At 67.3% G+C, this 24,431-nt stretch carries 30 protein-coding genes; 10 read left to right on the forward strand and 20 right to left on the reverse strand.

What is annotated here, in order from left to right; translation table 11 throughout:
- The first annotated feature begins 203 nt into the window (after positions 1-203).
- The 7 genes from ASD72_RS05960 (at position 204) to ASD72_RS05990 (ending at position 7,154) form a co-directional block, all read left to right on the forward strand.
- Positions 204-767, forward strand: a complete 564-nt coding sequence (locus tag ASD72_RS05960) for a hypothetical protein (protein WP_155944493.1) — start codon at positions 204-206, stop codon at positions 765-767.
- 10 nt (positions 768-777) lie between these two features.
- Positions 778-1,530, forward strand: a complete 753-nt coding sequence (locus tag ASD72_RS05965) for an ankyrin repeat domain-containing protein (protein ID WP_056879036.1) — start codon at positions 778-780, stop codon at positions 1,528-1,530.
- A gap of 162 nt (positions 1,531-1,692) precedes the next feature.
- Positions 1,693-2,121 (forward strand): helix-turn-helix domain-containing protein, encoded by a 429-nt coding sequence (locus ASD72_RS05970; RefSeq protein WP_155944494.1) that lies wholly within the window; start codon positions 1,693-1,695, stop codon positions 2,119-2,121.
- Complete coding sequence (locus ASD72_RS05975; RefSeq protein ID WP_056879038.1) at positions 2,121-2,480, forward strand: hypothetical protein; 360 nt, start codon at positions 2,121-2,123, stop codon at positions 2,478-2,480. Before ASD72_RS05970 ends, ASD72_RS05975 begins: the two co-directional genes overlap by 1 nt.
- Positions 2,477-3,727, forward strand: a complete 1,251-nt coding sequence (locus ASD72_RS05980) for a zincin-like metallopeptidase domain-containing protein (protein WP_056879039.1) — start codon at positions 2,477-2,479, stop codon at positions 3,725-3,727. The genes ASD72_RS05975 and ASD72_RS05980 overlap by 4 nt, the downstream gene beginning before the upstream one ends.
- Positions 3,724-5,139: an ankyrin repeat domain-containing protein gene (locus ASD72_RS05985; RefSeq protein WP_056879040.1), complete on the forward strand. Its 1,416-nt coding sequence runs from the start codon at positions 3,724-3,726 to the stop codon at positions 5,137-5,139. The genes ASD72_RS05980 and ASD72_RS05985 overlap by 4 nt, the downstream gene beginning before the upstream one ends.
- 116 nt (positions 5,140-5,255) lie before the next feature.
- Entirely contained in the window at positions 5,256-7,154 is a 1,899-nt protein-coding gene (locus ASD72_RS05990; RefSeq protein WP_056879041.1) for a type II secretion system protein, read from the forward strand.
- Positions 7,155-7,207: 53 nt separating this feature from the next.
- Here the strand turns inward: ASD72_RS05990 and ASD72_RS05995 are convergent, their stop codons facing one another.
- The gene (locus ASD72_RS05995) at positions 7,208-7,783 is read right to left on the reverse strand and encodes a hypothetical protein (protein ID WP_056879042.1); all 576 of its coding nucleotides are present in this window, start codon (positions 7,781-7,783) and stop codon (positions 7,208-7,210) included.
- Positions 7,784-7,979: 196 nt separating this feature from the next.
- Between ASD72_RS05995 and ASD72_RS06000 the strand changes: the two genes are divergently transcribed.
- The 3 genes from ASD72_RS06000 (at position 7,980) to ASD72_RS06010 (ending at position 9,572) form a co-directional block, all read left to right on the forward strand.
- Positions 7,980-8,246, forward strand: a complete 267-nt coding sequence (locus ASD72_RS06000) for a hypothetical protein (protein ID WP_056879043.1) — start codon at positions 7,980-7,982, stop codon at positions 8,244-8,246.
- Between the two features lie 304 nt (positions 8,247-8,550).
- Positions 8,551-8,880, forward strand: coding sequence for a type II toxin-antitoxin system MqsR family toxin (locus ASD72_RS06005; protein WP_056879044.1), 330 nt, complete (start codon positions 8,551-8,553; stop codon positions 8,878-8,880).
- Positions 8,877-9,572, forward strand: coding sequence for a type II TA system antitoxin MqsA family protein (locus tag ASD72_RS06010; protein ID WP_056879045.1), 696 nt, complete (start codon positions 8,877-8,879; stop codon positions 9,570-9,572). Before ASD72_RS06005 ends, ASD72_RS06010 begins: the two co-directional genes overlap by 4 nt.
- A 12-nt stretch (positions 9,573-9,584) precedes the next feature.
- On the opposite strand, the gene ASD72_RS06015 is transcribed toward ASD72_RS06010, so the two are convergent.
- From ASD72_RS06015 to ASD72_RS06095, 19 genes are all read right to left on the reverse strand, one after another.
- Positions 9,585-9,977 carry a hypothetical protein gene (locus ASD72_RS06015; RefSeq protein ID WP_155944495.1) on the reverse strand — a complete coding sequence of 131 codons (393 nt, stop codon included), beginning with the start codon at positions 9,975-9,977 and terminating at the stop codon, positions 9,585-9,587.
- The gene (locus tag ASD72_RS06020) at positions 9,974-10,402 is read right to left on the reverse strand and encodes a hypothetical protein (RefSeq protein WP_155944496.1); all 429 of its coding nucleotides are present in this window, start codon (positions 10,400-10,402) and stop codon (positions 9,974-9,976) included. The genes ASD72_RS06015 and ASD72_RS06020 overlap by 4 nt, the downstream gene beginning before the upstream one ends.
- Positions 10,399-12,702, reverse strand: coding sequence for a DUF927 domain-containing protein (locus tag ASD72_RS06025; RefSeq protein WP_081420176.1), 2,304 nt, complete (start codon positions 12,700-12,702; stop codon positions 10,399-10,401). The genes ASD72_RS06020 and ASD72_RS06025 overlap by 4 nt, the downstream gene beginning before the upstream one ends.
- A gap of 121 nt (positions 12,703-12,823) precedes the next feature.
- Positions 12,824-13,840, reverse strand: a complete 1,017-nt coding sequence (locus ASD72_RS06030) for a hypothetical protein (RefSeq protein ID WP_155944497.1) — start codon at positions 13,838-13,840, stop codon at positions 12,824-12,826.
- Between the two features lie 2 nt (positions 13,841-13,842).
- Positions 13,843-14,040, reverse strand: a complete 198-nt coding sequence (locus ASD72_RS20870; protein WP_155944498.1) for a hypothetical protein — start codon at positions 14,038-14,040, stop codon at positions 13,843-13,845.
- Positions 14,037-14,384 carry an ankyrin repeat domain-containing protein gene (locus tag ASD72_RS06035; RefSeq protein WP_056879050.1) on the reverse strand — a complete coding sequence of 116 codons (348 nt, stop codon included), beginning with the start codon at positions 14,382-14,384 and terminating at the stop codon, positions 14,037-14,039. The genes ASD72_RS20870 and ASD72_RS06035 overlap by 4 nt, the downstream gene beginning before the upstream one ends.
- Positions 14,384-14,827: an ankyrin repeat domain-containing protein gene (locus ASD72_RS06040; RefSeq protein WP_081420177.1), complete on the reverse strand. Its 444-nt coding sequence runs from the start codon at positions 14,825-14,827 to the stop codon at positions 14,384-14,386. The genes ASD72_RS06035 and ASD72_RS06040 overlap by 1 nt, the downstream gene beginning before the upstream one ends.
- Before the next feature lies 1 nt (position 14,828).
- On the reverse strand, positions 14,829-16,664 hold the full coding sequence (locus ASD72_RS06045) for a hypothetical protein (RefSeq protein WP_155944499.1): 1,836 nt from the start codon (positions 16,662-16,664) through the stop codon (positions 14,829-14,831).
- A gap of 120 nt (positions 16,665-16,784) precedes the next feature.
- The gene (locus tag ASD72_RS06050; RefSeq protein WP_056879053.1) at positions 16,785-17,138 is read right to left on the reverse strand and encodes a hypothetical protein; all 354 of its coding nucleotides are present in this window, start codon (positions 17,136-17,138) and stop codon (positions 16,785-16,787) included.
- Between the two features lie 12 nt (positions 17,139-17,150).
- A complete protein-coding gene (locus ASD72_RS06055) occupies positions 17,151-17,813 on the reverse strand; it encodes a ParA family protein (RefSeq protein WP_155944500.1) in 663 nt (220 codons plus the stop codon).
- A 10-nt stretch (positions 17,814-17,823) separates the two neighbouring features.
- Positions 17,824-17,946, reverse strand: coding sequence for a hypothetical protein (locus ASD72_RS21635; protein WP_255357638.1), 123 nt, complete (start codon positions 17,944-17,946; stop codon positions 17,824-17,826).
- 110 nt (positions 17,947-18,056) lie between these two features.
- On the reverse strand, positions 18,057-18,398 hold the full coding sequence (locus tag ASD72_RS06060; RefSeq protein ID WP_056879055.1) for a hypothetical protein: 342 nt from the start codon (positions 18,396-18,398) through the stop codon (positions 18,057-18,059).
- A gap of 48 nt (positions 18,399-18,446) precedes the next feature.
- Positions 18,447-18,881 carry a hypothetical protein gene (locus ASD72_RS06065; protein WP_056879056.1) on the reverse strand — a complete coding sequence of 145 codons (435 nt, stop codon included), beginning with the start codon at positions 18,879-18,881 and terminating at the stop codon, positions 18,447-18,449.
- 3 nt (positions 18,882-18,884) lie between these two features.
- Entirely contained in the window at positions 18,885-19,076 is a 192-nt protein-coding gene (locus ASD72_RS06070; RefSeq protein ID WP_056879057.1) for a hypothetical protein, read from the reverse strand.
- A gap of 156 nt (positions 19,077-19,232) precedes the next feature.
- Positions 19,233-19,556 carry a hypothetical protein gene (locus tag ASD72_RS06075; protein WP_155944502.1) on the reverse strand — a complete coding sequence of 108 codons (324 nt, stop codon included), beginning with the start codon at positions 19,554-19,556 and terminating at the stop codon, positions 19,233-19,235.
- Entirely contained in the window at positions 19,549-19,881 is a 333-nt protein-coding gene (locus ASD72_RS06080) for a hypothetical protein (protein ID WP_056879059.1), read from the reverse strand. Before ASD72_RS06080 ends, ASD72_RS06075 begins: the two co-directional genes overlap by 8 nt.
- Positions 19,881-22,928 (reverse strand): DotA/TraY family protein, encoded by a 3,048-nt coding sequence (locus tag ASD72_RS06085; protein ID WP_056879060.1) that lies wholly within the window; start codon positions 22,926-22,928, stop codon positions 19,881-19,883. Before ASD72_RS06085 ends, ASD72_RS06080 begins: the two co-directional genes overlap by 1 nt.
- Positions 22,918-23,376, reverse strand: a complete 459-nt coding sequence (locus tag ASD72_RS21185) for a hypothetical protein (protein WP_162250349.1) — start codon at positions 23,374-23,376, stop codon at positions 22,918-22,920. The genes ASD72_RS06085 and ASD72_RS21185 overlap by 11 nt, the downstream gene beginning before the upstream one ends.
- Before the next feature lie 85 nt (positions 23,377-23,461).
- Positions 23,462-23,722 carry a hypothetical protein gene (locus ASD72_RS06095; protein ID WP_056879062.1) on the reverse strand — a complete coding sequence of 87 codons (261 nt, stop codon included), beginning with the start codon at positions 23,720-23,722 and terminating at the stop codon, positions 23,462-23,464.
- Positions 23,723-24,431: the final 709 nt, after the last annotated feature.

Here is a 24,431-nt window from a genome sequence, read left to right on the forward strand (position 1 = left end):
ACATCCGCCATTTAGTCACCGGCAGCCCCTTGCGCTTTTCCCAGGCTGTCACATGCTGAAAACAGCAACATCCGCCATTTAGTCACCGGCAGCCCCTTGCGCTTTTCCCAGGCTGTCACATGCTGAAAACAGCAGAAAACAAGGCGGCCCAGAAAAGGGCTAAAAAGTCAATAGGCGCTAAAAACTAAACCGGAGATAAACCCATGTCACGCACCATCCACGCCATTGCTTCCGACGCGACCCATTCCGTTGTCGTCCTGTCCACCGCCTCCAGCGGCGGCGGACAGTGGGAGACCCCGGTCAAGCTCTCCACCCTCCGGCTAAAAAATGAAGACCTGGCCGATGTTCTCCAGGCCAAGCGAGTGCTGGGCAATTCGCGCGTGGAGGTTCTGGAGAGCTGGAAGGTCAACGCCGCCAACCAAGGCCCCAGGTCGAAATTCGGCAAGACCCTGGCCGCTATGAGGGCTGAACTGGACAGCCACCTGGCTGGCTCCAAGGTGGCCGGCCAACTGGAGCCCATGGCCATCGACGGCTTGCCGGCTTACCTGGCGAGCGTTCGCTGCGCGTGCTTGACGGCGCTGCCGGTGGTGGACGAACTGCCGCCGCACGTGGACGCCACCACGTTCATGGCTCGCTTGACCAAAGCCGAAGCCGAAAACGCCCAGCTGCGCACCGAGCGCGAGCAACTGAAAGGCGCCCTGGCCGGCGTGCTGGCCAGCGGTGAACCCGCGCCAGCAACGCCTGGCAGCAAGGCGCCGCGATTGTAAGGCCTCAGCCATGCATAGCGAACTTTCAGAAGCTCGGGACGCGTTCGGTGAAACCACGCTCCACAAGGCCGCCGCGGGAGGCGATAGCACCGCTGCCGCTGCCCTGCTGTCGGCCGGTGCCGACCCGAACGCACAAAACGCTTTTGGTGTGTCGCCGCTCCACCTGGCGGCCGAGCATGGCCACCCCGAAACGGTGACGGTTCTGATTGCCGGTGGCGCGAAACCCAACCTGGCGAATCGGTGGCGCCAAACACCGCTTCACTACGCGGCAATAGAAGGCCATGGCGCGGCGGCGGTTGCGCTGCTGGCCGGCGGTGCCAACCCGAACGCGCGCGACAAGGATAAGTGGACGCCGATCCATGAAACCACCCAGTGCGAGGACGGCGCGGACCTCGTGGCTGTTCTCGCGGCGGGCGGCGCCAACCTGGACGTGACGACCGGGGACGATGACGGATATCCCGCGGTCTCGTTGGCGATTACCAGTGGTAATGCCGACGTGCTGGGCGCGCTGCTGGCAGCTGGTGCGAACCCGAACACGCCGAACCCCCACGGCGCAACGCCGCTTCACGTGGCCGTGTTTTCCCGGCCCGAATTCGTGCCTGTCTTGCTGGCTCGCGGTGCGGACGCCACCGCGCGGGACATGAACGGAAAGATCCCGAGCGACTACGCGACGGGTGACACGCGCGCCCTGTTGCGCGGTCACCTGCTCCAGGAGCGCCTGGCGTCCAGCGAACCGGCGCCCGCGCGCCGGCCGAGATTGTGAGGGCCTGACCATGAAGACGCCCCACCACCGCCCCACCCCCCGGCATCTGGATAAAGGATCGCGCGGCGCCATCGAGCGCCGCGGCGATGGGCTGTTTCAGCCCATCCACCGACCGGCGAGCCGTCCGCAGAAACAGGGCCACCGTGGCCGGAAGGGGGCGCGATGAACCGCGGCCACCCCAACGGCTTTAAAACGCCTGCGGCCATTCGCGCCCTGGGCCTGCGCATGATCGAGCTGGGCCGGCGCACGGCCGACATTGCCGCCGAGTGCGGCGTGTCGGAAACGACCGTGCGGCTCTGGCGCGCCGAGCTGGGGCTTGTCAAAGCGCCCACCTGGAGCGCGCCGGTGCGTCCGAAACCCGGCATGTCGCTCACCCCCCGCGGCATTGCCGACGACTTCCTGCGCCTGGCCAGGCCCGCCGGCGTGCCGGCTGACCTGCAGGCGCACGTCGGCCTGTCGGTCCACCAGCTGCGCCCGGCCGCTCCGGTGGCCGTGGCCCACCGGATCCCCGACGTGGACGCGCTGCTGGCCGCCCACAACGCCCCGCGTCGGGCTCCGACTTCCCCTCCCCCTCCCTTGGAGTTTTCCTGATGACTGACGTTGAACGTGCGGCGGTTGTGCTGGCACACCCGGCCGCCACCTACACCATCCCGATCCCACTGCCGCCCATGGCGACGGTGGGCGATGACCTGGACGGCTATTGCGAAGAAAACGCGTTGAGCGAAGCCGACGCGCTGGACAGCGGCGTGGACGTGGAAATGTCCCGCCTGCCGGACGGGCGTTACACGCTGGGCGTGCCCGTCGTCCCGGACGCGGGCGCGGTGCTGCTGCCCCTGGGCGAAGCCCTGGACATGCTGCGCGATAGCTTGCTGGAAGGCAGCGGCGTGACCATCACGTCCGACGTTGAGCCGTTGGCTGAAAGCCCGATTGCGGGCGCGGGGGACGCATGAAACGCAACGACTACGACCGCGAGGTTGCCGACCGCATGATCGCCGCCCTGGAAGCGGGCACCGCTCCCTGGCAACGCCCCTGGAAAGCCGGCACGCCCAGCCCTTCGGGCGGCCTGCCGTTCAACCCCACCACGGGCAAGGCTTACCGCGGCGGCAACAGCGTGAACCTGGTGCTGCGCCAGATCGAGCTGGGCAGCACGGACAGCCGTTGGCTGACCTACAAGCAAGCCACCGCCCTGGGTGGCCAGGTTCGCAAGGGCGAAAAAAGCACGTCCATTGAATACTGGAAAAAGGGCCTGCGGAAAACGAGCGACGAAGACACCGGCGAGGACGCCGGCGACGACGCGAAAGCCAGCGCCAAGGGGCGCCCCACGCTGACCGTCTTCCATGCGCGCGTGTTCAACGCCTCGCAGATCGACGGCCTGCCGCCGCCACCACCGCGGCCGGAAGTGCCCGAAGCCTTCCGCCACGCGGCCGTGGCCGACGTGCTGGAACGCCTGGGCGTTCCCATCCGGCACGGCGGCAACCGCGCGTTTTATGTCCAGGCATTGGACCACATTCAACTGCCCGAGCAACACCAGTTCGTGGACGCCAACGCTTACTTCGCCGTCGCCCTCCATGAAGCCGGTCACGCCACGGGCCACCCGTCGCGTTTGAACCGCAACCTGGGCGGCGGGTTCGGTTCGGAGAACTACGCCCGCGAGGAATTGCGTGCGGAAATCTTCTCCATGATGGCCGGCGAAGCGCTCCAGATCGGACACGACCCTGGGCAACACCACGCCTATGTCGCCAGCTGGATCGAGGTGCTGAAAAAGGACCCGCGCGAGATTTACCGCGCCGCGTCCGACGCGCAAAAAATGATGGACTTCCTGGGCATTGAACCGCCCGCTCCGCTCCAGGTGGCAGAAGCGAAAGCGGAGGCCGACCAGCAAGCCGCGTTCGTGCGCGAATTCGACTTGCTGCTACAGCGCGATTACTACATGACGATTGAAGACGCCGGCCTGGCCACGTCCGACGTGCTGCGTTACCGCGACGCCGGCAGCGCCACCGACGCGGTGCGCGAGTATGCCGACGACTACGGCCTGCAGGCGCGGGGCCCGCTGGACCCGCGACCGTCGCCGGAAATCGAACAGGAATTGGCCACGCTGCGGGCGCAACGCGACCAGCTGAAAAGCGCGCTCCAAGGCGTGCTGGCCGCCGGTGAGCCGGAAGTGGAAACGCACGTGCGCCAGGCGGTGAAGCCGTGAACGCGTTGCGTGAAGCCGTCGAGCGAAACGACGGCGAGGCGGTGGACGCGTTGCTGCGCCAGGACACGGGCCTGGTGCGGGACGTGTTCTACATGAGCGACCAGCCCACCACCTGCCCCAAGTGCGGCAGCCGCACGGCGTTCACCGAAGGCACGGGCAGCGATGGACCGCACCAGGTCCATTTCTGCGGCCCCTGCGATTACCCCTTTCTTGTTGTTGAAGATCCCGACTTTGAGGAACCCATGGACCTAGACGCCCCCACCTCCCACGCGCTCCACGACGCTGCGCTGCGCGCGGATCTGCCGGCGTTGCGCACGGCCATGCGCGCCGAAGGCGCCGACCTGGACGCGCTCAATGAGCGCGGCATGACCGCGCTCCACCTGGCCCTGGCCGGGGCTTACACCTACGACCACGCCGTGGACGCCTGGGAAGTGAGCCAGCCCCACCTGGCGGCGTTCCACGAACTGTTGTTGGCCGGTGCCTCGCCCGACGCTGAAAACCGGCACGGTTTCAGCGTGTGGGACCAAGCCATGATGATGGGACTGACCGACGAAGGCGGGCCCACCACCACCGCCCAGCTGTTCGCCGCGCTCGATCCGATGCGCGCGGCTTACGAGGCGGTGAAAGCCGGCGACGTGGACGCGTTGCGCCAGGTCATCGCACGCGTGCCCGATGGCCTGGAAGGCCGCTTGCCCGACCCGGACGGACGCGGGCCCACGCTGCTCCACGTGGCCGCAGGCAACGGCGACGCGGCCAGCGTGGCCGCGCTGCTGCGCTATCCCACGATGACCCTGCGCGAGACGTTGAACGCGAGCTATTGCGGCATGACGCCGCTCTACATGGCCGCCTCATCCGGCAGCGTCGACGCCGTCACCGCGTTGTTGCGGGCCGGTGCGGAAACAGAAACCGACACCGTGGCCCACCCGCTTCACGTCGCGGCCGAGCAAGCACGCCCCGACGTGCTGGCGGCGTTGCTGGAGAACGGCGCCCAGCCGAACGCGCCCGACGCCAACGGCGCAACAGCGCTTCACGTGGCCGCGCGCAAAGGCAACGTGGCCCACGTGCGGTTGCTCGCCGACGCCGGCGCGGATCCGGAAGCCCGCGACGCCCTGGGCCGCACGCCGCGCGAGGTGGCCGCCGGTCACGCGGCCGTGCTGTCTGCCATGGACGAGGGCAACGCCGCGTGGAACGCGCGCGAGCGTGCCGCCGTCGAGCGCGTGGCAGCGCACGCCAGCGTGGCGCCCACTGAAAGCATGGAAGCGACGTTGGCACGCCTGGAAGCGGAGAACGCGCAGCTGCGCGCCGAACACACGAGGCTGAAAGCGTCTCTGAAAGGCTTGTTGGCCCTGGAACGCTCGTTGGGATTGACGGTTTCCGAGCCCTCGCCTACGGCGAGAAAACCGACGCCGTGAGGTGTCGCGGCTGAAAGCAAGGCGACTAAAAAACGCCTTGTTTTTAGTCGTTTTTGGGGGCTTGCGCTTTTTTTTTCCTGTCACAAGCTGGGGGTAAAGGTTGGAGATTTTTACCCATGAAGCGCACCCGCACGAACCCCACCCCCTTGGCCGCGGCGATCCGCCGCGCGCATGGCTTTACCCTGGTTGAAACGCTGCTGACCATCGGCGTGTTGTCTGCCCTCGGCACGGCCGCGCTGGTGGCTTACAACGTCACCGACGCCAAAGCCGACGTGCGCAACGAAACCGACGCGCTGGAGCAAAGCGCGCAGCGCATCGAGCGCTCCATTGGCCTGCTGGGCAGCTACGGCAACGTGTCCACCGCCCTGGTGAACCGCGACAGCCTGGCCGGCGATTTCTACAAGAAAGACGGCCGCCTGGTGAACGCCTGGGGCGACGCGGTGGGCTTCTACCCCGCAACGGTGAACGTGGCCAATGACGCGTTCCTGGTGGAAACGCGCGTGCCGGCGAAAGCCTGCGCCGGCCTGGTGTCGGCGATGGCCACCAAAACCTGGGACATTCGCGTGGATGGCGTGTCTGTCCTGGAAACCGAAGGCGGCGCGCTCAACGTCGGCGCCGCTGGCCAGGCGTGCGAGAACAGCGATGGCCGCCTGGGCTTCGTTTTCTACTCCGGCCTGGTGGCCGGCACGGCCGTGGCCGCTCCCCCGCTTCAACTCCCACCGGCGCCCCCTTCGGTGACGCCTCCAACCTCGCCGCCGACGGGTGGCCCGGTGGGCCCTGCGGGTCCGGTGGGGCCTGCGGGCCCGATCGCGCCGGTGCTGACCGCGCCGCCGATTGCGCCGCCGCCCTCGTTCCTGCCGCCGCCGTCTACGCCGCCACCGGTCACCACGACGACACCGCCGGCGGTGACGCCGCCCAGCGTCACGCCGCCCACCACGGTGGCCGCGTGCGCGGTCCCGCCGTCCTGGACACAAAGCGAGAGCCGCAGCGCCGCGTGCGCGGCGGGCCAGCACGGCACGGTGACCGAAGGCCGCACGGCGTCGCACACCTACGCGTGCCCCGAAGCGTGGGACGCGCCGGTGGAAACGGTGAGCCCCTGGAGCGCGTGGACCGTCACCGGCAGCACGTGCGTGAACTGCCCGGCGCCGTCGACGCAGTCCGAAACGCAGTGGGTGGCCAGCAGCGCCAGCTGCCCCGCCGGCCAATACGGCGGCACGTCCTGGGAGCGTGAGGAAGCCCGCAGCCGTGGCGTGTCCTACAACTGCCCGGCCGGCACCACCGCGTTGCCGCCGGCCACGGTGGGCAGCTGGTCCGCCTGGTCGGCCACGGGCGCCACCCGCAACGCCGCAGGCGCTTGCGTGACGTGTCCGGCCCCGGTTCCGCAAACCGAAACGCAATGGGTCAATGCCAGCGCCGCCTGCCCCTCGGGTCAGGTCGGATCGCACACCTGGGAAGCGCAGCAGTCGCGCGCCCGCACCGGCTCCTACAACTGCCCCGCCGGGACCACCACGCTGCCGGCGGTCACGTGGAGCGCCTGGAGCGCGTGGGCCAACACCGGCACGCGCCGCAACGAGGTGAACACCTGCGCCCCGTCAACGCCGACGTGCGCGAACTCCACCACCGCGCCGTTCCGGCTTGTCTCTTACAACGCATGTTCCAACAGCAGCGGCACGACCATCGGCGGAAGCCTGGCCCATCCCAACCCGGCAACCGGCGATTACTGCACCGGGTGGGTCGATTTCGCCACCATGCCGGGCGGACCGCACGGCGCGAATTTCAGCGGCGAGAACAACATCACCATTAGGCTGGAATGGCAGGGAAATATTTATAGCTGCTACTACTCCGGCTACCTGGGCACAAGCAGCAGCGGCCAAGTTTACGGCAGCGCCATGCCAGCGTTGCCGCCGGGCATCAGCTGCGAGTCGATGAACTTTTTTGCGACTTCGCAAGGGTGGAGCTTGGGCGGCGCGCTCAATATCCTGGGGCCTGGACCGCAATACGCCACCTGTCCGTGATACGAAAAAAAACCCCGCTTTTTGCGGGGTTTTCTCTTGTTGCTTTGGTGCGTTCAGTCGGCCTTGGCCATCAACGTTTCACCGTCGGCGGCGTAGGCGCCCAGGTCGCGTTCGGTGCCCTTGCCCTGCTGATACAGCACGCGGCCTTCGCTGACGAGGTAGCCGGGGCCAGAGGCGTAATCACCGACCGAGAAGAAGGCGCCGCCGACGCGCTCCGGGCGCCCCCGCTGGATCATGCGGCCGTTGCTCGCCTGCGTGCCGGCATAAAACGACACGTCTGCCGCCGTGGGCATCACCACCGGCTTGTGCGGGTGGGAGTGGATCGACAAGCGCAGCGCGGTCATGCCCTCGGGCACGTTGGACCGGCGCATTTCGCAGGTCATCGCGCCCTTGGTCGAGCCCAGGCGAACGCCGAAGCGTTCGCCATCGGCCGACTGCGCCACCATCCCGCACGCTTCAAAACCGGTTTCGTGCGTGTAGCGGTCAAGGACCGGCGCAATGCGCAGCACGAAGTCCTCCAGCGGCTCGCCCTGCTCGCTGACCAATTCAGCGACGTGCTGGAGCGTGGGAGCGGCCGCCACGGGAGCGGCGAACAGCGAGGCGACGAGAGCAAGAACGAAAAGGCGCATGGTGGATCTCCTTGGGTCTAGTCCAGTCTATACTGGACTGGATGGGGTTAAAGGAAGGGAGGCCCGCCAGGGGTTCCTCCCACCGTTGGGAACATAATAGCATATTATATTATATTGTCAAGCCCCCTAGCGCAGCGGGGGCTTGTTGCCGGCGGGCGGTATGCTTGGGGCTCTAGTCCAGACTTGACCCGCTCCCATGCCCACGCCCTCGCCTCTCTTTCAGCACCGCACGCAAGCGTCCGTGGACGGCACGCGGGTGGTCATGCGGGCCGCGATCCCGCGCGAACGCGACGGGGTGACCTACGCCAAACAGGCGTTTTTTCTGCTCCCGGTCGAGCTTGCCGAACGGGTAAAAGGCAGCGTCCAGGGGGCGCCTGGCCCGGCCATGGTCGGGCTGATCGATTGGGCTTTGTCGCAGCTGGAGGCCAACGGCCAAACGCTGGTGGTCGAGGAAAAGCGGTAGGGGCCAGCCCCTACCCTGCTCTACCGCTGGAAAGACGGGCCGCACGACGCGGCCCAGGTCAGGGGAAATGCTTACGCTGGCGTCCTGCCTGCGCCCAAAGAACAAAGAAAAGCCCCGCCAGGGGCGGGGCTCTCCACACGCAACAGACCCTTCGGTGCCGGCGGGAAAGGAAGGAAACCCGCCGACCGACCGACGTTAGCAGTCTAGACTGGACTGTCAAGCCCTTGGCCCGATTACCCTAAAAGGGTAGATCTTCGGGGCCTTTTCTGTTACCCTTAGAGGGTGAAAAGGAATTGCCGAACGCATGGAAAAGAAAACCGCCCATTACAAGCTCGCCGACGTGCTGGCCACGGTGGCAGCGCATGGGCTGGACTGCTTCACGCAGAGCGCCAGGCAGGGCTTGCTGGCGATGGGATTGACGCCGGCCGAAGCGCTGGCCGCCATCGCTGCGCTGGAGCGCAAGCATTTACACAAGTCGATGACGACGTTTGCGGATCACAAGGTATGGCAGGACGTTTACCGCTGCCCCACCGACCGGGGGCTGGCTTATGTGAAATTCACGCTGATCCAGCCCACCGCTGCCGTTCCCACGCCGCGCGTGGTGATTTCGTTTAAAGCATTGGAGGACCTATGAACAAGCGCGACAACGAAGGCAACGCGGGGGCCGTGCTGGCCGCTGGCCAGTGCCCGGCGTGCGGTTCGCTCCAGGCGTTGGTGGCCTACCGCGACGAAACGGAAACCGTGCGCGTGGGCGACCTGGCCCAGGAGATCCACGGCATGGCGGGCGAGCGTTGCCGCGTCTGCGGTGAAGCGTTCGCCGACAGCGACAGCACCGCCCGGTGGTCCACCGTGGCCAACGCCCTGGTGGCGCGATCGCGGTCCAACAACCTGCGCCGCACGCGCCTAAAACTCCGGTTGACCCAGGTCCAGGCGGGCCTGTTGACCGGTGGCGGCCACAACGGGTTTAGCCGCTACGAAACCGGCAAGGCGCAGCCGTCGCCGGCGGTGGTCAACCTGTTTTCATTGCTGGACAAGCACCCGCAGCTGTTGCGCGAACTGCCGGCCATCGACGTGACCGCCGGCAACAAGCGCGCTCGCCCGATCGAGGCCACCGGCACTAAGACCGTGGCCACGGGCAAGCGCCTGCGGGGCCTGCGCGCAGCGCAGCGCCAGAAGCAGCTGGCCACCGCCCAGGCCACGGCCAAGAAGAAAAAGGCCGACGAGGCCCAGGCCGTCAACGTCCTGGTGGCGGCCAAGAAAAAGGGCTCCAGCCCGAAGGCTGGAACCCCCACCCCGCGCCGCCCGGTGGCCCCCGGCCGGCGTTGAGATCCGAAAACCTTACCGCGCCAGGCGCCAGGCCGGCGCGTGCTGGTTGAGCAAGGGCATGAACAGCACCACCAGCAGCGCGTAACGCTGCGCCGCCTGGCGGTGTTCCCTGGCCGCTTCCAGGCTGGCGTTCTGGCGCAGCCTGGCCAGCGTTTCCTGGCGCGCGGCGTGCGCGCTGGCTAGGGCCTTTTCCAGGTCGACCGCGTCCATGGCCCTGGCGCGCTGTTGAAGCTCGATCAGCGCCAGCTGCAGGGCGTCGGCCAGGTCTTCCAGGCTCACGGCGGACATGCGGCCCAGCGGCGGCACGTCGGCGTAGAAATGGCCCTCATGCTCGGCCACGCCGACCGACAGCGGGCCGATGGCCAGGCCCAGGGGGCGATGGATGGGACGAACGCTCAATGTCATGGTTTCCCCCTGCTCATGCGTGCCGCGACCCACCACGGCGAAGCGGCCAAGTTGTCCCCTTTGGGCGTATTCCGGGCGATTTCCTCGGGCGACAGTGCGCCCACCCGCACCGCCTCGGCGATGGCCAGTTTCAACACGGCCCGCGCCAAAGCCTCGGCGTCTTCGCCTTCGGCGTCGCCCCAGGGCGTGGTGAAGCGCCAGCGCTCCCCTGGGGCCGGTGCCGGCACGATGGTGTGCCATAGGAGCATGGAGGCCACCACCCGCCCGGCCACGGCCGTGCCTGGTTTCAGACCGATGAAAGCGGAGGCGCCATCAACCGCCGGCCTCACCCAGCCGCGCAGTAGCGCCGGCCGGGCCATCAGGGTCTTGCTGGGCTTCTTCACCGGCAGGTTTATCACAAGCCCGTTGGGCAGCTTCACGGTCACGGCTTCTCTCCGAACAGGGGGGCCAGCGTGGCGGCCGATTGCGCCGCGGCGCGGCGGGCGTCTTCTTCGTCGTCAAAGCCGGGAATGTAAACCTCCGCGTCTTCGTCGCCGCCGGCGTCCAGGGTGTAGCCCTGGGCTGCCAACGCGGCGTTGTCGTTGGCCACCGCTTCCAGGGCCGCGCTGTCCTGCTCGGCCCACAAGTCCGGCGTGCCGGTGTCGTCGGCCCAGCGCGTGGGGCGCCAGGCGCCTTTGAGCGCCACGGCCGACATGGCGCGGGCCTGCTCGGCCAGGTCGGGCTTGCGCAGCAGCAGCTTCAAGCCGCGCGAGCCCCCGCCCAGCTGCGCTTTCAGCGCGCCGCTCAACTTGTAGCCGTCACGGTCCTTCTCGTTCGTCTGGAGCAAGCCGAACGCTTTGGCGGCCGTCGTCAGTTCGGCGCGATCGATCTTGGCCACGCGCTCCAGTTCGTCCAGCGCCGCCGCGCCCAACACCAATTCGCCTTCAAAATCGGTGTCGTCCTTCATGGCGCGAACCTGCTTGACCTGGCCCAGCGCACCGCGGCCACCGCCCAGCGCGATGGAGGTCAGGTAACGCGCCTGTTCCGCTTGGCGCTCGCCCTCGCTCATGCCGGCGTAGGTGTCGCCGTTGGTGTCCACCGGCGCCCGCGTCGGCTCTTTCCAGGCGTAGCCTTTCCACACGAAACGCCCCGCGTTGAATGACAGCCACTCATGAAGGTCCAGCAGCAGTTTGTGCTGCCGGTGAAGCGATTGCGTAATGCCTTGTTCCGGCTCTTGCTCGTAACGGGCCATGGCAATGCCCACCGCTTCCATCGCCGCCGCGCCGGCGCGCGGGGAAATGACTTTTTCGGCCAGTTCGGCGCCCAACAGCGCGAGTTCAAAGAACGCGAGCAACCGCGCCTGGTCATCGAAAATCGGGGCCAAGCGCGGGTTGCTGCGCTGTTCCACGTCAATCTCGTAAAAGCGCTGGATCCATTCGGCTCGACTGCTGGCGATGGCTTCCACCGCGGCGGGATAGCCCCAGCCGTAGTTCTCCGCCAACCTCTGCTGCCGCGGCGTCAACTCGGACCGTTCTGCAAAAGTGGTTAGGTCAGCGTCAAGAATATCCAACTCAAAAATGCGCGTGGTCAGCGCCTCGCCCTTTTTCGCGCTGGTCGCCATATCCAATAGCGCCTTGTTGCCAGTGCTGATAATCGTCACGGTCCAGGTGACGCCCTGGATACTTCCGCCGGATTGAGAGGCTTTCTCGCGTCCACCGCCGTTCGCCATGAACATCAATTTGGTAGAGCCGCCGTCCACGTCTCCCATTAACAACTGGTCAATTTCATCCACCAGCACCCAGCCATGGTTACAGGCGCCCAGGCGGTTTTCGAGGCCGCGCAGCGTGCTGGCGCCTTCGACATATCCCAACGGCTTTTCCATCACGCCAGCAATCGAAGCAATGACCTTGAGCATGGTGGTTTTTCCGCGCGAGGGCGCGCCCGTCAGGTTGACGATGTGGGACGTGGAGTGTGGCAACGGCACCACGCCACGGAACAACGAACCCAAGGCGCAGGCGACGACGAACGCGCAGATCCCGCTGTCGTCCATCAACTCGGTCACGGTCTTGGCCCACACGTCACGGCTGCCTTTCGTCGCCGTCGATCCCAGCGTCTGGCCCACGTAGAGGTCCGCCCCAGGGCGCACGTGCGTGCGGTGGTCCACCCATCCGGCGATTTCGTAACCCATGCGGGTGGGCAACTGGCCAAGCTCGGCCAGTTCCTTGATCGCGTAGGTCAAGGTTTCTTCCACCGCGCCGGAGCGCTTCGATGACGGCGGTTTCCAGCCCGCGCGCACCAGCGCGTGGTCCTTGCGGCCGAAGCCGCCCAACTCGCCCAGCGGCAGTTTCAATTCGCCCACGCCGCCGTGGACGCGCGCAAAGCGCACGCGAATGTAAACCGACGTGCCGCCGTCCTGCGTGACGGCCTCGATGATTTCCACCGGCCACAACGGCAGCGGGTGGACGCAGTAAGGCATGCCTTCCCGGTCCATCTTCCAGAAGCCGCGGGCGTTGATTTCGCCCACCGTGCCGCCGGCGTAAAACACCTGGCGGCTGTCGAGATCGAGCGGGTCACCGTTGGGGGCCCGCAGCGCGTCCGGGTCCTGGGCGGTGGCGGGTGTTTCGGGCGGGGCTTCCCCGTCCACGTCCCACCCTTCGCTCTCCAGGTCTTTCAAAAACTGGGCTTCGTGGGATGGGTCTTTCGCCGGCAAAGCCGGGTTGTTGCTTGGGGTCATGGGGGCCACCATGTCCGCCTCCTGGTTGAAGATACTATTATATTATATTCTATAGTGAGACTGTCAAGGGGTGCCGGGAAGAAAATTCCCAAGTTCCCACGGTTCCCAGAGTTCCCATGCAAGTGGGAACCTGTCAAGGTCCGGGCTTGGTCGCGGCGGCCATGGCCGCCTGCTGTTCTTCTTCCAGGCGAACACGCACGGCTTTCTCCAGCTTGGCCCTGGCTTCGGCCAGCGCGTCTTGCTTGTGGCGCAAGTCGGCTTCGGCCTCGCGCAACCGGCGCTTGGCCGCGATCACGCCCGCCTCCGCTTTCGTGGCGTCCTTCTCGTCGGCCTGGGAACGGGCGCCCAGGCCCAGCGTGCCCAGGAACGTGGCCACCCTGCCCTGCGAGAGCCGCACGCGCGCCGCGCCGCGCTTGGCGCGCTCGTCGCGCAGATCCTTGCGGGCGAAGTCCAGGACGGTCTGCGCTTCGCGCACGGCGGCTGCGGCCTTCATCTCCACCGCTTCCAGGCTGGCCCGCTTGGGCACCGGCCGGGGCGCGCCCTGGGCGCGAAGCCAGGCGTTCAAGTAACCGATGGCCTGCGGGTCACGGGCCATGGCTTCCACCTTGGCCACGTCCCGGTGGCCAGGCACCGGGAAAAGCGTCACCTTGCCGCGCAGGCGCACGGCTTCCTCCCACGTCAGCGCCAGCCAGGTCTGCGCGGCCTGGCCGTCGCCGGCGTCGGCCGTCAGATCGTCAAGCTCGGCGAACACCCGCACCTGCTCGCGCCACCACACCCGCCAGCAGCGGGCAATGGTGGCCGTGTCGAGCGTGGCCGGGTCACCGTCCAGGCAAAGCGCCCACCATGGGCCGGTCGGGTCGCCGACGCGGGAACGCCACGCGCTGGCCTTGCCCCGGCAGCCGGACAGCGGGCCAAGGGGCTCGGCGCGGGAGAAGTCCGGCGGATCCACCGGCTTGGAGCGCCAGGGGCGCACCCAGAGCCACCGCTTGCGAAGCTCGGCGCCCAGGTCCACCACCACCGGCGCCACGTCGCCTTGCTGCTCCCAGGCGCCTTTTTTCTGCGCTTGGATGCGCGCATCGGCCGCGCTCAACAGCGCGGCAATGTCGTCGTCAGCGCGTGCGCCGGTATCGGGTCCGGTGGGGATCTTCATGGTCATAGCCTCGCCCGCTTCTTCGGTGGTGCTTCGGCGTCCTGCGACGCCAATGCGTCTTCCAACAGCCGGGCACGTCTTGCCGCAATGTGCGCGTCAGCCGCGCTCAACAGCGCCGCAATATCGGCATCGGCGTCAGTGAATGCGCCGGCGGCGGTATTGGGTCCGGTCGGGACAGTGGGAACAGTGGGGGTCTTCATTTCCAGGGCCTTCCTTGCTTCGCGGCAATGTCCGAAGCGTCCACGACGCCTTGCGTCCACCAATGCATGTCATCGAGCGTGGCGGGCGCGCCGCGCTCGTCCAGCAACTTGTCCAGGGCGTCGCAAAGCGCATGTTCTGCGGCGCGCTGCGCGCTTTCCGGTGGGTGCGCGTGCGCGCGGCCGTGGCGATAGGCCACCATGCTTTTCGTGCCCATCGATCGCCCGCCCTTGCCCGTGCGCGCTTCGCGCACGTCGGCGCCGGCGTCGAGCAAGGCGCGCACCTGGGCCACGTCTCCCGTGAGCAACGCGACGTGGAGCGGGCTATAGCCAGCGGGCGCGGCCATCAGAGCCTCCCCCGCTTCGGTGGTGTTTCGGCGTCCTGCGGCGCCAAGGTGTTTTCCAGCAGGTGGCCACGTGTCGCAGCGGCCAGCAGGCGCGCCACGTTCGGGTGGGCCACGCGTTCGGCGCACGTCAGCGCCGTTTCTGCGCTGCGATCGCGCGCATCCGGGTCCGCACCGGCGCGCAACAGCGCCAGCACCGCGGCGGTGGTGTCGCCCTCGCCGGTGGCGGCGTAGAACAGCGGGGTTTGGTTCCAGAAACCGCGGGCGTTCGGGTCGGCGCCGGCGTCGAGCAAGGCGCGCACGGCGTCCACGTCGCCCAGCTGGGCGGCTCGGTTCAACGGGGGGTGGACCGCCCGCCTCCGGCCGTTGGGATCCGCGCCACCGTCCAGCAAGCGCTGGAGGGTGGGAACGTCGCGGGCCTCAACGGCGCGGTGGAGGGCGGTCATGTCACGCCTTCGGGCCGTTGTTGTCGTTGCCCGGCGTCGGGGCCTGCGGCTTCAACAGCTGTTCCACACGCTCGGCCAGGGCGTCGCGCTGGGCCTCGGCCTTGGCCGTGGCGGCCATGGCCTCCTGCAGCTGCGCCTGGGTCGGCCGTGCGTCGCGCTGGGCTTCGGCCGTAGCCGCCGCGGCCATCGCAGTGCGGGCGGCCTGCTCGGCCTGGGCGCGGGCTTCGCGCTCGCGCGCCAGATCCGCGGCCTGGGCCTTGCTCTGCGCCAGCGCCGTGGCCAGCTGCTCGCGCAGCGCGGCCAGTTCGTCCTGGGCCTTGGCCGCGGCCTTCTCGGCCGTGTCGGCGCGCTTGGTTTCGGCCTTCAATTCCGACTTGACCGCGTTGTGCGCGGTGCGCTCGTCGGCCAGGTCCGACCGCGTTTTTTCCAGCTGCGTTTCGGCCTTTTCGCGGGCCTTCTTCTCGCTGCTCAACTCGCCGCGAAGCTCGGAAACTTCCGCTTCGTGCGCGGCGGTTTCGTTCTTGCGCTCCAACCGTTCGGTGTCCAGGGCGCGGGACAGTTCGGCCTGGCGCGTTTCCAGCTGGTCGATGTTCTGCGTGGCAATGGCCAGTTCATCGGTGACACCGCGCAGCTGCGCGCTGGTGTCTTCCAGCTGCTTTTCAAGCTCGTTTTTCGCGCTGGTCACCGTGGCCAGGCTTGCCTTGACCTCGCCCAATTCGGCTTCGGTCGACTCGAGCGTGGCGGTGGTTTCGGCCAGCGTCGCGGTGGTGCTTTCCAGCTGCTCGGAAAGCTCCGACGCCTTGGCCTGCGTGGCCTCGATCACCGTGGCCTGCTCGGCCACCGTGGCCGCGTGCTGCGCCTCGGCCTCGGCCGCGTTGGTCACCGCTTCCTGGAGGCGCGTGGTCAATGCGCCAATGCGGGCCAGGTGTTGTTCCTCGGCTTCCAGCGCACGCAACGCCTGGCGATACAGCGCGTTTTGCTTCTGGAGCGCGGCCGCCTGGGCGTAGAGGCTGGCCGCTTGCGCGCCGGCCAGCTGCGCGGCCTGGCGCAGGTTTTCCTTCTTCGCCGACGTGGGCATGGCGTCGGCCTGGGCGTCGGCCGCGTCTTCGTCCGGCAGCGGGGGCAGTTCGCCCTTCTCCGCGGCCTGGCGGTATTCCTCGGACTGCTGGGCGTCCAGCTGGGCTTTGCGCTCGGCCACCGACGTGCCGGTTTCATCGCGCAGGCGGAACACCAGCGGCGCCAGGCCATTGGCGGCCAGCGCGGCGTTCACCTGCTCCACCATCGCCTTGGCGTCTTCGCCGCGGCTAAAGCTCCATTTCTGGCTGATATGGCCGTCAGGCCCCAGCGCCACGGTGTGGACCTGGGCCATGAAGTGTGGGCCGCGTTCGTCGTCGTGGTGGATCTCATGGGACAGCACGGCGCGGCGCCCCTGGAGGACCTTGGTGGCGGTGCGACCGCCGCCCAGGTTGCGGGTCATGCTCACGTCCGGGTTGGCCAGGGCCCCCAGGATGATTTCGCGGGCTTTCTCGGGGTCCGGGTAGTGCTGGAGTTGGATCAGCAACCGGTCCCACTGCGCGTTGTCGTCACCGCTGGGGCCCTGCCCGCTGCGGTTGCCCTTCGGGGCCGTGGTCTTGTTCGCCGCGCGCATGGCGTCGTGGTCGAACAACGCCACGTTGTTCTTCTCCAGCAGTTCAAACAAGCCTTCCAGCGTGTCCGCGCGCCAGGTCTTGCCGGTGAGGGGGTCCACATACTCGCTGGGCGACTGCCAGCTGTCGGTGGACGCCAGGGCCTTCACTCCATCCGTCCCCAGAGGGGCGCCGTTGGTGGTAATGCTCATGTTCAAACGCTCCTAAACCGGGGGGATGGCTTCAAGCTACAGTGGGTTTTGTGGGTGTCAACCCACAATTTAAGACTAAAACAGGGTGTGGGAAACGTGGGCAGTCAGGCCGCCCACGGCCTACTCTTTTTCGTTCGTTTCGATGGCTTGGCCGGTGGCCTCCAGGTAGTCCAGGGCCCAATCGGCCAAGGCCACCAGGGTCACCGTGTGGTTGCCCACGGTCAGGGACTTCAACCGGTCCAGGGTCGAGGTCGGCACGCGCACCAGCACGCCAGCGGCGCCCTGGGCGGCGCGCACCTTGGCCTTGACCACGGCCCGCGGGGCGCCCGGCGCGGCCGGCGTCAGCGTGTGCGCGAACGCGGCCTGGGTGGGCTGGAAGGTCACTTGCTCAATCGTGGGACCCACGGCGCCCAGCTTGTCCGCCCAATTCGGGGCGGCGGGCTTGGCCTTGGGGGTCTTCTTAGAGGTGGTCATGTCGGGGGTTCCTTACTTGGACAGGGGGCGGCCGTTGGCGTCGTAGACGCGCTGCAGGCTGGGGTCGTCGAGCAGGGCCACCAGGGCGTCCATCACCAGGTCGAATTCCTTGCGGATCGACGGCGAGGACTGGAGGCCGCTCTTTTCGTCGTAGACGGTCACGCCGGCGTTGGTCGCGCGCTCCAGCCCTGCCCGCTTGGGCATGTAGGGCTGGCCGGCAAACAGCTGTTCCAACATGCCCGCTTGGTTGCTGTTGATGGCTTCCACCCGGTTGGGCAGGACCAAGAAGCGCGAGCGCGATGCCTGGAGGTCCTGGACGAAACGGGCAGTGGCCGCGTAGTCGTTGACCGCCAGGATGGTGGGCACCAGCACCACGTGCGCCTGGGTGTTCACCTTTTGCGGCAGGCCCGGCGCGTGGTCGTAAACGGTCCAGTCGTAGCCACTGGCCGGGGTGCGGGTTACGTCGAACGCCGGCGCCCTGCCCTCTTTGGCGCGGTTACCCGCCCACAACAGGCTGGAGCCCTGCGGGTCCAGGTCCACCAGCTGGACGCGGAAGCCGGCGGCAGCGAGCGCACCGGCCACCGTCAGGGCCAAGGTGGTTTTGCCCACGCCGCCCTTGGCGTTGGCCACCGAAATGGTTTTGCCCATGCTGGGCTGTTTTGCGGGGGTCATCATCGGAGGATCCTTAGAAGGTCATGCCGGCGAACAGGAAAGCGAACCCGGCCAGGAGAGGGGCACCCAGGGCGGCCAGGGGCAGCAGCACCAGGAAGGCGGAGGAATTGCGGCGGCGGTTCTTTGAGCGGTTCATGGCGTTTCTCTGTCACGGTCCCGGCGGTTCCGGGTTTGTTGTAGCATATAATAGCATATGATATTATATTGTCAAGCCCCCTAGCGCAGTGGGGGCTTGTTCTCGGGTGCTTACAGGTGCGGCAGCACGCCCACGGCTCGCAGAAAAACAGCGGTCCACACCGCGGCCGTCAGGCCCATCACCACCGCGAACGCGCGCCAGAAGCGGGCGCTGGGACGGCGGCGCCACCAGGACGTCCCCTCCCCTTTCGCTTTCGGGCGGTTGGCCAGCCACTCGGCCAGCAGATCCAGGCCGTCCAGGATCGGGCGCAGGAACGGCAGCGCGAACAGCAGCGGCAGGGCCAGCACCCAGGCCAGCCGGCGCCAGCCGTGCGGGTTCTCGTCCAGTTCTTCCAGCGCGTCGAAGGCGCGGGCGATCAGTTCCAGGAAAGCAGGGGCTGGGGTGGGGGTCATCGGGTAATCCTGGGTAGTCATGGCGTTCAATCCTATTATGCTATAATATTATATGCTATAATATTCGGAGAACAGGAAAGCGAGCCCGGCCAGGGCGATGGCGCCCACCGCCATGACGGCCCGCCAAAGCCTGGCGATGGTTTCCGCCCGGCGGCGGGCTTCCTCCCCTTCCATGAAGCGCTGCCACGCTTTGGCCTCGGCGTCCGTCAGCGGCCCGTGCTTGGGGCGCGTCCCGTGCGACCGGATCGCCTCCAGGCGTTCGGCCTCCACGGCCTTGGCCTGCTCCAGGGTCAGCGGGGACGGTTCGGTGTCCTCCGGCGCCCGCAGCAGGGCTTGCCGGCGTCCATCGCTGAACACCCGGCAGAGCGAACCGCGGGGAAAGCGGGCCAGCGTGTAGGCCATCGACCGGCGCCCGTGGGCGTCGTCGGTCACGGTGAAATCCGGTTGGCCCGAACGGGTCAGCAGCAGGTGGGGCAGGTCCATGGCTTAGTTCTCCCAGCCAGCCAGGATCTCCCGCACGTCCGCTTCCGGCATTGGCCGGGTGGCGGCGCGGTAGCACGCGTCCGGGGCCCAAAGCTGCCGGCGGGCACGCTCCTGGCGCTCACGGGCCACGGGGTTCTCCGCCGTTTCGTAGCGCAGGACGGGGGCGGTGGAGGGGAGGGAAGGGTGGTTGGACATGGTGCTATCTCCGTTTGCGATAATAGCATATTATATTATATGCTATGCTCGTCAAGCCGGAAAGTGTGAACAACCCGACAGTTTTGGATCTTCGCCAGGACGCAGCAAACACCGCCCAGGCGGGCGATGGCGCGTTTGCTTCACGACAGCGGCCCGTCAGTGGAGCCGCTGGAGCCGGGCCCCGGCGTCGAACAGCAGGCGGGCAGACGCCAAGGCGGCCGGTTGGACGCTGCGCAAGGCCGCTTCAAGGGCGGCGGTCGAGGCGGGCACGCCGGCTTCCAGGAGAGCCAGCACGCCGGCCACGTTGCCCATCAGGGCGGCACCCTCCAGGGCGCGCTGCAGCTCGGCGGGGTGGGCGCCGTCCTCCATGGCTTCCAGGACGACCTGGTAAGCGCCGTTTCTCCGCAGGCGCTCCAGCGTTTGCGCGCCGGGGGAGGGCGGTAGTTCTGCTATAATATTATATTCTATAATATTATGCACGGCGGCTGTTCCTGGCCAGCTGCTCCAGGTAACGCTCCCGTTCCCGCGCCCGGAATTCCCGCGCTTCGCGCTCGGCCCGTTCTCTTGCGGCCTTCTCGGCACGCCGGGCGCACCAGACCGGCAGGGCGGCCGCCTCGGCGTCCATCGCTTTCAACCGGCGGTGTTCCTGCTCGATCGCGTAAGCCACCGGGTTCCATTCCTCCAAGGCTTTGCGCACCTCGGGCGGGCCCTTCTTGGCCAGGTGTTCCAGCTGTCGGGCCAGGGCGGCCTGGAAGACCGCCAGGCGGCGGTCCTTTTCAGCTTGGGGGAGGACTTCAAAGGCCATCACAACACTCCGTCTTGATCAGCCCGGCGCAGGATTGCGTCGGTGGCTCGCAGGGGCAGCACGCCTTCGTCGCCGGCTTTCAGGCGGCGGTCCATGGCGGCGTGGCGGAAGCCGGCTTGCTGCGCGGCGTCGGCCACAAAGGCGCCCTCCGTGCCGCTGGCGCGGGCTTCTTCCAGGCCCTTGGCAAAGCTCGGATCCGCGGCGGCGGCCGCGTCCAGGGCTTCCTGGCGGTTGCCGTAGTGCGGGCCCTCGCCGCTGGCCAGGGCTTGGGACTGCGCTGCAGCCCGCTGGGCCATGGTCATGGCACCGGCACCCGTGCCAGCAGCGCCACCGGCGCCGCCTGCGGCGTTGCCACCGGTGCCCATGAAGGCGCCGTGCTGGGCCATCGTGGTGGACGCCTGGGCGTGCTGGCGGGCCTTCCCAAAGGCGGTTTGAGCTTCGGCCAGGGCTTGCTGGTAGGGCTTCGCGTCGGGCGCGTTGCTGGCTTCGCTGGCAATCAACGCGTCCTGGGCCGCCGTGCCGCCCGTGCCGGCGTCGGCTTCGCGGGCTTGGCCCAGGCGCGCGGCAAAGCCGCTGTCCATGCGCGCGGCGACGTTCAACGCCGTCTGGCCGTGCCGGGCCTGCGCATCCGATGCCCGCTCATAACCGGCGGCGCTGGCGCGGTTCTCCAGCCGTTCTTCCGCGTTCCAGGCTTTCTCACGGGCGGCGCCCAGGTCGCGCACCGCGGCGTTGTCCTGGCGCTCTTTCTGCTCGTCTTCGCGGCCTTCGCGCTGCGCGTGTTCCTTGGCCGCTTGCGCCATCTTGTTGCCCAGCTGGTTGGTGACCGCACCGGCGGCGACGCCGGCGCCCAGCATGTTGGTGGACTGCCCTTCCACGGCACCGGCAAGCGGTTGCGCGTTCTGCCCCAGCATGTTGTCCACGCCGCCACCAATCCAACGCAGCACGTTGTCGGGAATGACGTGGATCAGGCTAAACACTTTGGTCATCACCGTGACCATCAACACCGAGTAGATGGCCAGGCCCATGATGATGTTGATAAAGCCGCCCCAGCTCGGGTTGTCTTGCATCACGTTCAAGCGGAACACGTGCGCGAACGTCGAGTTAAGCCACTCGCCGACCGGCACCAGGATGGCGATGGCACACACCAGGCCCAGCACCATCAAAGCGGGGCGCAGCGTGAGCGACAGCACCAGCATGTAGCCCTGGCCACCGCGGCCCACCACGCCATCGCCGTCCGGCGCCAAGTGCGCCACGGCCCACAACGGCGCGGCAATCACGGCCTCGGTCACCAGGATGATCCAGCCCAACACCACGCCAACCCAAAGGATGAAAGGCAGCATGGGCACGACGGACGACAGCACCGCGCCCATCAGCACCAGCGGACCCACCAGGGCGAACAGCGGCGTTGAAAGAATGTCAGTCAAAGCGAGCAAGGAAATGTCCGAGCCCAGGCCCTTGCCGGCGACGTTGCCGGCGATGACGCCCACGGCGGCGACGACAACCGCGCCGACCAGGTAAATGCCAATGCCCCAGGACTTCATGGCTTCGCCGGTGTTTTTCGTCGCAATCAGCGGATGGCCGCTCATGCCTTCGGGATCCACGTCACGCGCGGTTTCCATCACGACCGTCAACAGGCGGTCCGTCAGGTCGCCGGACTGCTCGCCGCCGACCGTGTGCGCGCCGGGACTGGTCACGTCGCGCAGCGCCGCGCTGGCTTCGGCCCAGCGCAGTTGAACGTCGGGGAATTGCGTGGGGAACTGACCTTGGACTGACACCTGCGCGGAGCGCGAGGTGGCGGACGCAATCGCGTCCAGGGCATGGGCCAGCTTCGTGTAGAACGCGCCGGCCATGATCCAGCCGTCTTGTTGAAGCGCTTGCTTGAAGTCATCGGACTGGAGCGCGTTGGCCTGCGACTGCGCCGCGGCTTTAATGCTCGCCGCGTAGGCCGCGGCTGCGGCTTTCACTTCGGCCGACACCATCGGACCGTTCACCGTGTCGTTGCCGGCGCCCATGGTGGGCGCGGCCACGAACCGGTCCGCCAGGGCCGACATGCGCGCGTCCATCGCCGACAGCGCCGACGTGTGCGCCGGAAACACGCCCTGGGCGATGGCGTAAGGGTCCACCAAGTTGCGCGCCGCCGCGCTGGACGCGTCGGTGGCGAACTCGCCGCGCGTGGGCTTCTTGATCATCACGGTGCCGCAGGAAAAGCCCCACGTCGTGGTCATGTTCCAGCCGTAAATGCTGTCACCGGTGGCCTGCTCGCGCGTCACGGCCCAGGAACGCAGGCCGACCGCGCCGAGCTGGGCCATGTCCGTGCTGGCTTCTTTCTGGGCCAGCGCGGCCCGGCAGACGTGCTGCAGGAACATCTGCCCGGCCAGCTTCTCCAGCTGGCGCGTTTCGGACGGCGGCACGTAGGCCGCGCCCTGCAACGGGTTGTCGGCGAAAGCGCCCCAGGTGGCGTTGGCAATGCCGACGCCCTGGAGCGCCAGCCAGATCACAATCGCCTGGATGATTGAGAAACCGCCCATCGTGGGCAGGATGGCCGCCGCGCCCAAGGTTGTGCGGATGGGCAGCCACAAGCTGCTCCACTTCTTGCCCAGCATTTCGCCGTCGTGCGCGGTCGAGAGCGTGCCGGCGATCAGCGTATACATCACGAGAATGCCGGCGACCATCAACACGGCGCTGTTGAACACGCCCACGGCGCCGCCCAGCGGGCCAGCGCCACCGCCGCCGGTCAACTCGGGAAAGAGCTTGTCCAGGAACAGCGATTTGGACAGGTCACTGTCCGGCACGGAGAATGGGCTGGCCATGGCCACGCTGGGCAGCAGCAGCGCGGCCAGCACCAGCAGGTAAGGCACCAGGTCATAGACCGCTTTCGTCTTCGCGGTCCAGTCCCGCGCAGCCTCGCGCAAGCAATCGGCCGGTGAGCGGCCGATGGCGTCGGCCGTCTTGCGGAACTCGGTCACGGCGTCGACGGTGTCGCGGTATTCCACGCGCTCTTTCAGCGTGGGCCGCGGCACGCGCGGCTTGCGGGTTTTAGCGGTCATGGCGCACCTGGCGACGGCTGGAGGAAGACACGCGCTTGACCGGCGCCGCTGGCATGGACCAGGACGGCAGCCAGTCGAACGGCGCGCGGAGAAAGACGGGGAAGGGGAACAGGTCGCGGCGCTCGATCTGCTGCGCGCGGAACGCGGCTTTAAGGAACATGCCCGACAAGGCGAACACGGCGCCCAAGGCCGCGAACGCGCCAGGCATGGAGCCGTTGGCCAGGTTCCAGGCTCCCAAGCAAGAAGCCATGGCGATGAAGAAGAAGGCGATGTGCGCCACGATGGCGTGCTGCCGGTGGAGGATCCGCAAGTCGTCCTCGGTCCAGCCATGCCGCTGGACCGCGTTCTGGAACGTCTCGCACCGGCCGCTGCCTTTCCGGGTCGCCCAGAAACGGCGGAGCATGTCGCGGGTGGTGGTGGCGGTCTCGGCAATCTCGGCCGCGTTCACCACCTTGCCGGCGTATTGCGCCCCGGCGGTCGCTTTGGTTTTGACATATCGGAACATGGGCTTTCTCGGGGGAGGGGTTGAAAGGTCAGAGCGAGGGCAGCAACATTGCCGCCCCGCCGACCAGGCCGCCGAACAGCAAGGCGGGCAGGGGCTGGGCGCGGAGCCAAACGATGAACAGGACGGCGAGCGGGTAACGCCAGTTCAGGGCCAACAGGCCGCAAAGAAACAAGCCGAAGAAACCGGCCTTCCAGGGGTGGGCGCGGTGGTAGCCCACCACCCCGTCCCAAAGCCGGATTTCCCAGCTGCGCGGGTCCTTCTCTTGTTCCACCGTTTCGCTGCTGTTCATGGTTTCAGCCCTATTGACTTTTTAGCCCTTTTCTGGGCCGCCTTGTTTTCTGCTGTTTTCAGCATGTGACAGCCTGGGAAAAGCGCAAGGGGCTGCCGGTGACTAAATGGCGGATGTGCCTATTGACTTTTTAGCCCTTTTCTGGGCCGCCTTGTTTTCTGCTGTTTTCAGCATGTGACAGCCTGGGAAAAGCGCAAGGGGCTGCCGGTGACTAAATGGCGGATGTTCAGCCGCCATTCAGCATGACAAGAGAACACCACCCGGACCGCCCCGCGACCCCACGCCGTGGACAAGCCCGTGGACTGCCGGGCGGCCTGGACACCTAGCAGGGTGTCCCACGGCCTGGCCAGCCCACCGCCTTGCCCACCGCTCGACCTCACCGACACCTGGGCGACCGCGAAGCCAGGGCAGGGCACCCCGGAGGGGGCGGAATTCCCAAGTTCCCAAGGGAGTTCCCACCGGGGGAAAGGGTGGGAACAGGGTTGGGAACATTTTTCAAGAGAAAAACCCATGTGAATCAATGGGTTAGACGAGAGCGGGGGCGGAATTCCCAAGTTCCCACGGTTCCCAAAGAAAAGAGGGGGAGGCAATAGCAATGGGATACTTGTGGGTTGTGGGTAGGGGAGTTGTGGGTAGTGGCAGTAACCCTCACCCATACCACGTGGGTTTGTGGGCKWMGCCCACAAACCCACGTGGTATGGGTGAGGGT

It is taken from the genome of Pseudoxanthomonas sp. Root630 (assembly GCF_001427585.1).
GTDB lineage: Bacteria > Pseudomonadota > Gammaproteobacteria > Xanthomonadales > Xanthomonadaceae > Pseudoxanthomonas_A.

What these genes read in the sequence shown, in the direction of transcription:
- ASD72_RS06050 (WP_056879053.1), bottom strand. Translation starts at nt 17,138, where the DNA reads ATGACCACCTCTAAGAAGACCCCCAAGGCCAAGCCCGCCGCCCCGAAT.
- ASD72_RS06080 (WP_056879059.1), bottom strand. Translation starts at nt 19,881, where the DNA reads ATGGCCTTTGAAGTCCTCCCCCAAGCTGAAAAGGACCGCCGCCTGGCG.
- ASD72_RS05965 (WP_056879036.1), top strand. Translation starts at nt 778, where the DNA reads ATGCATAGCGAACTTTCAGAAGCTCGGGACGCGTTCGGTGAAACCACG.
- ASD72_RS05960 (WP_155944493.1), top strand. Translation starts at nt 204, where the DNA reads ATGTCACGCACCATCCACGCCATTGCTTCCGACGCGACCCATTCCGTT.
- ASD72_RS06085 (WP_056879060.1), bottom strand. Translation starts at nt 22,928, where the DNA reads ATGACCGCTAAAACCCGCAAGCCGCGCGTGCCGCGGCCCACGCTGAAA.
- ASD72_RS06010 (WP_056879045.1), top strand. Translation starts at nt 8,877, where the DNA reads ATGAACAAGCGCGACAACGAAGGCAACGCGGGGGCCGTGCTGGCCGCT.
- ASD72_RS05975 (WP_056879038.1), top strand. Translation starts at nt 2,121, where the DNA reads ATGACTGACGTTGAACGTGCGGCGGTTGTGCTGGCACACCCGGCCGCC.
- ASD72_RS21635 (WP_255357638.1), bottom strand. Translation starts at nt 17,946, where the DNA reads ATGAACCGCTCAAAGAACCGCCGCCGCAATTCCTCCGCCTTCCTGGTG.
- ASD72_RS05995 (WP_056879042.1), bottom strand. Translation starts at nt 7,783, where the DNA reads ATGCGCCTTTTCGTTCTTGCTCTCGTCGCCTCGCTGTTCGCCGCTCCC.
- ASD72_RS06030 (WP_155944497.1), bottom strand. Translation starts at nt 13,840, where the DNA reads ATGAAGATCCCCACCGGACCCGATACCGGCGCACGCGCTGACGACGAC.
- ASD72_RS20870 (WP_155944498.1), bottom strand. Translation starts at nt 14,040, where the DNA reads ATGAAGACCCCCACTGTTCCCACTGTCCCGACCGGACCCAATACCGCC.
- ASD72_RS06055 (WP_155944500.1), bottom strand. Translation starts at nt 17,813, where the DNA reads ATGATGACCCCCGCAAAACAGCCCAGCATGGGCAAAACCATTTCGGTG.
- ASD72_RS05970 (WP_155944494.1), top strand. Translation starts at nt 1,693, where the DNA reads ATGAACCGCGGCCACCCCAACGGCTTTAAAACGCCTGCGGCCATTCGC.
- ASD72_RS06040 (WP_081420177.1), bottom strand. Translation starts at nt 14,827, where the DNA reads ATGACCGCCCTCCACCGCGCCGTTGAGGCCCGCGACGTTCCCACCCTC.
- ASD72_RS05980 (WP_056879039.1), top strand. Translation starts at nt 2,477, where the DNA reads ATGAAACGCAACGACTACGACCGCGAGGTTGCCGACCGCATGATCGCC.
- ASD72_RS06095 (WP_056879062.1), bottom strand. Translation starts at nt 23,722, where the DNA reads ATGAACAGCAGCGAAACGGTGGAACAAGAGAAGGACCCGCGCAGCTGG.
- ASD72_RS06060 (WP_056879055.1), bottom strand. Translation starts at nt 18,398, where the DNA reads ATGACCCCCACCCCAGCCCCTGCTTTCCTGGAACTGATCGCCCGCGCC.
- ASD72_RS06025 (WP_081420176.1), bottom strand. Translation starts at nt 12,702, where the DNA reads ATGGTGGCCCCCATGACCCCAAGCAACAACCCGGCTTTGCCGGCGAAA.
- ASD72_RS05990 (WP_056879041.1), top strand. Translation starts at nt 5,256, where the DNA reads ATGAAGCGCACCCGCACGAACCCCACCCCCTTGGCCGCGGCGATCCGC.
- ASD72_RS06000 (WP_056879043.1), top strand. Translation starts at nt 7,980, where the DNA reads ATGCCCACGCCCTCGCCTCTCTTTCAGCACCGCACGCAAGCGTCCGTG.
- ASD72_RS06035 (WP_056879050.1), bottom strand. Translation starts at nt 14,384, where the DNA reads ATGGCCGCGCCCGCTGGCTATAGCCCGCTCCACGTCGCGTTGCTCACG.
- ASD72_RS06065 (WP_056879056.1), bottom strand. Translation starts at nt 18,881, where the DNA reads ATGGACCTGCCCCACCTGCTGCTGACCCGTTCGGGCCAACCGGATTTC.
- ASD72_RS06015 (WP_155944495.1), bottom strand. Translation starts at nt 9,977, where the DNA reads ATGACATTGAGCGTTCGTCCCATCCATCGCCCCCTGGGCCTGGCCATC.
- ASD72_RS06070 (WP_056879057.1), bottom strand. Translation starts at nt 19,076, where the DNA reads ATGTCCAACCACCCTTCCCTCCCCTCCACCGCCCCCGTCCTGCGCTAC.
- ASD72_RS06005 (WP_056879044.1), top strand. Translation starts at nt 8,551, where the DNA reads ATGGAAAAGAAAACCGCCCATTACAAGCTCGCCGACGTGCTGGCCACG.
- ASD72_RS06045 (WP_155944499.1), bottom strand. Translation starts at nt 16,664, where the DNA reads ATGAGCATTACCACCAACGGCGCCCCTCTGGGGACGGATGGAGTGAAG.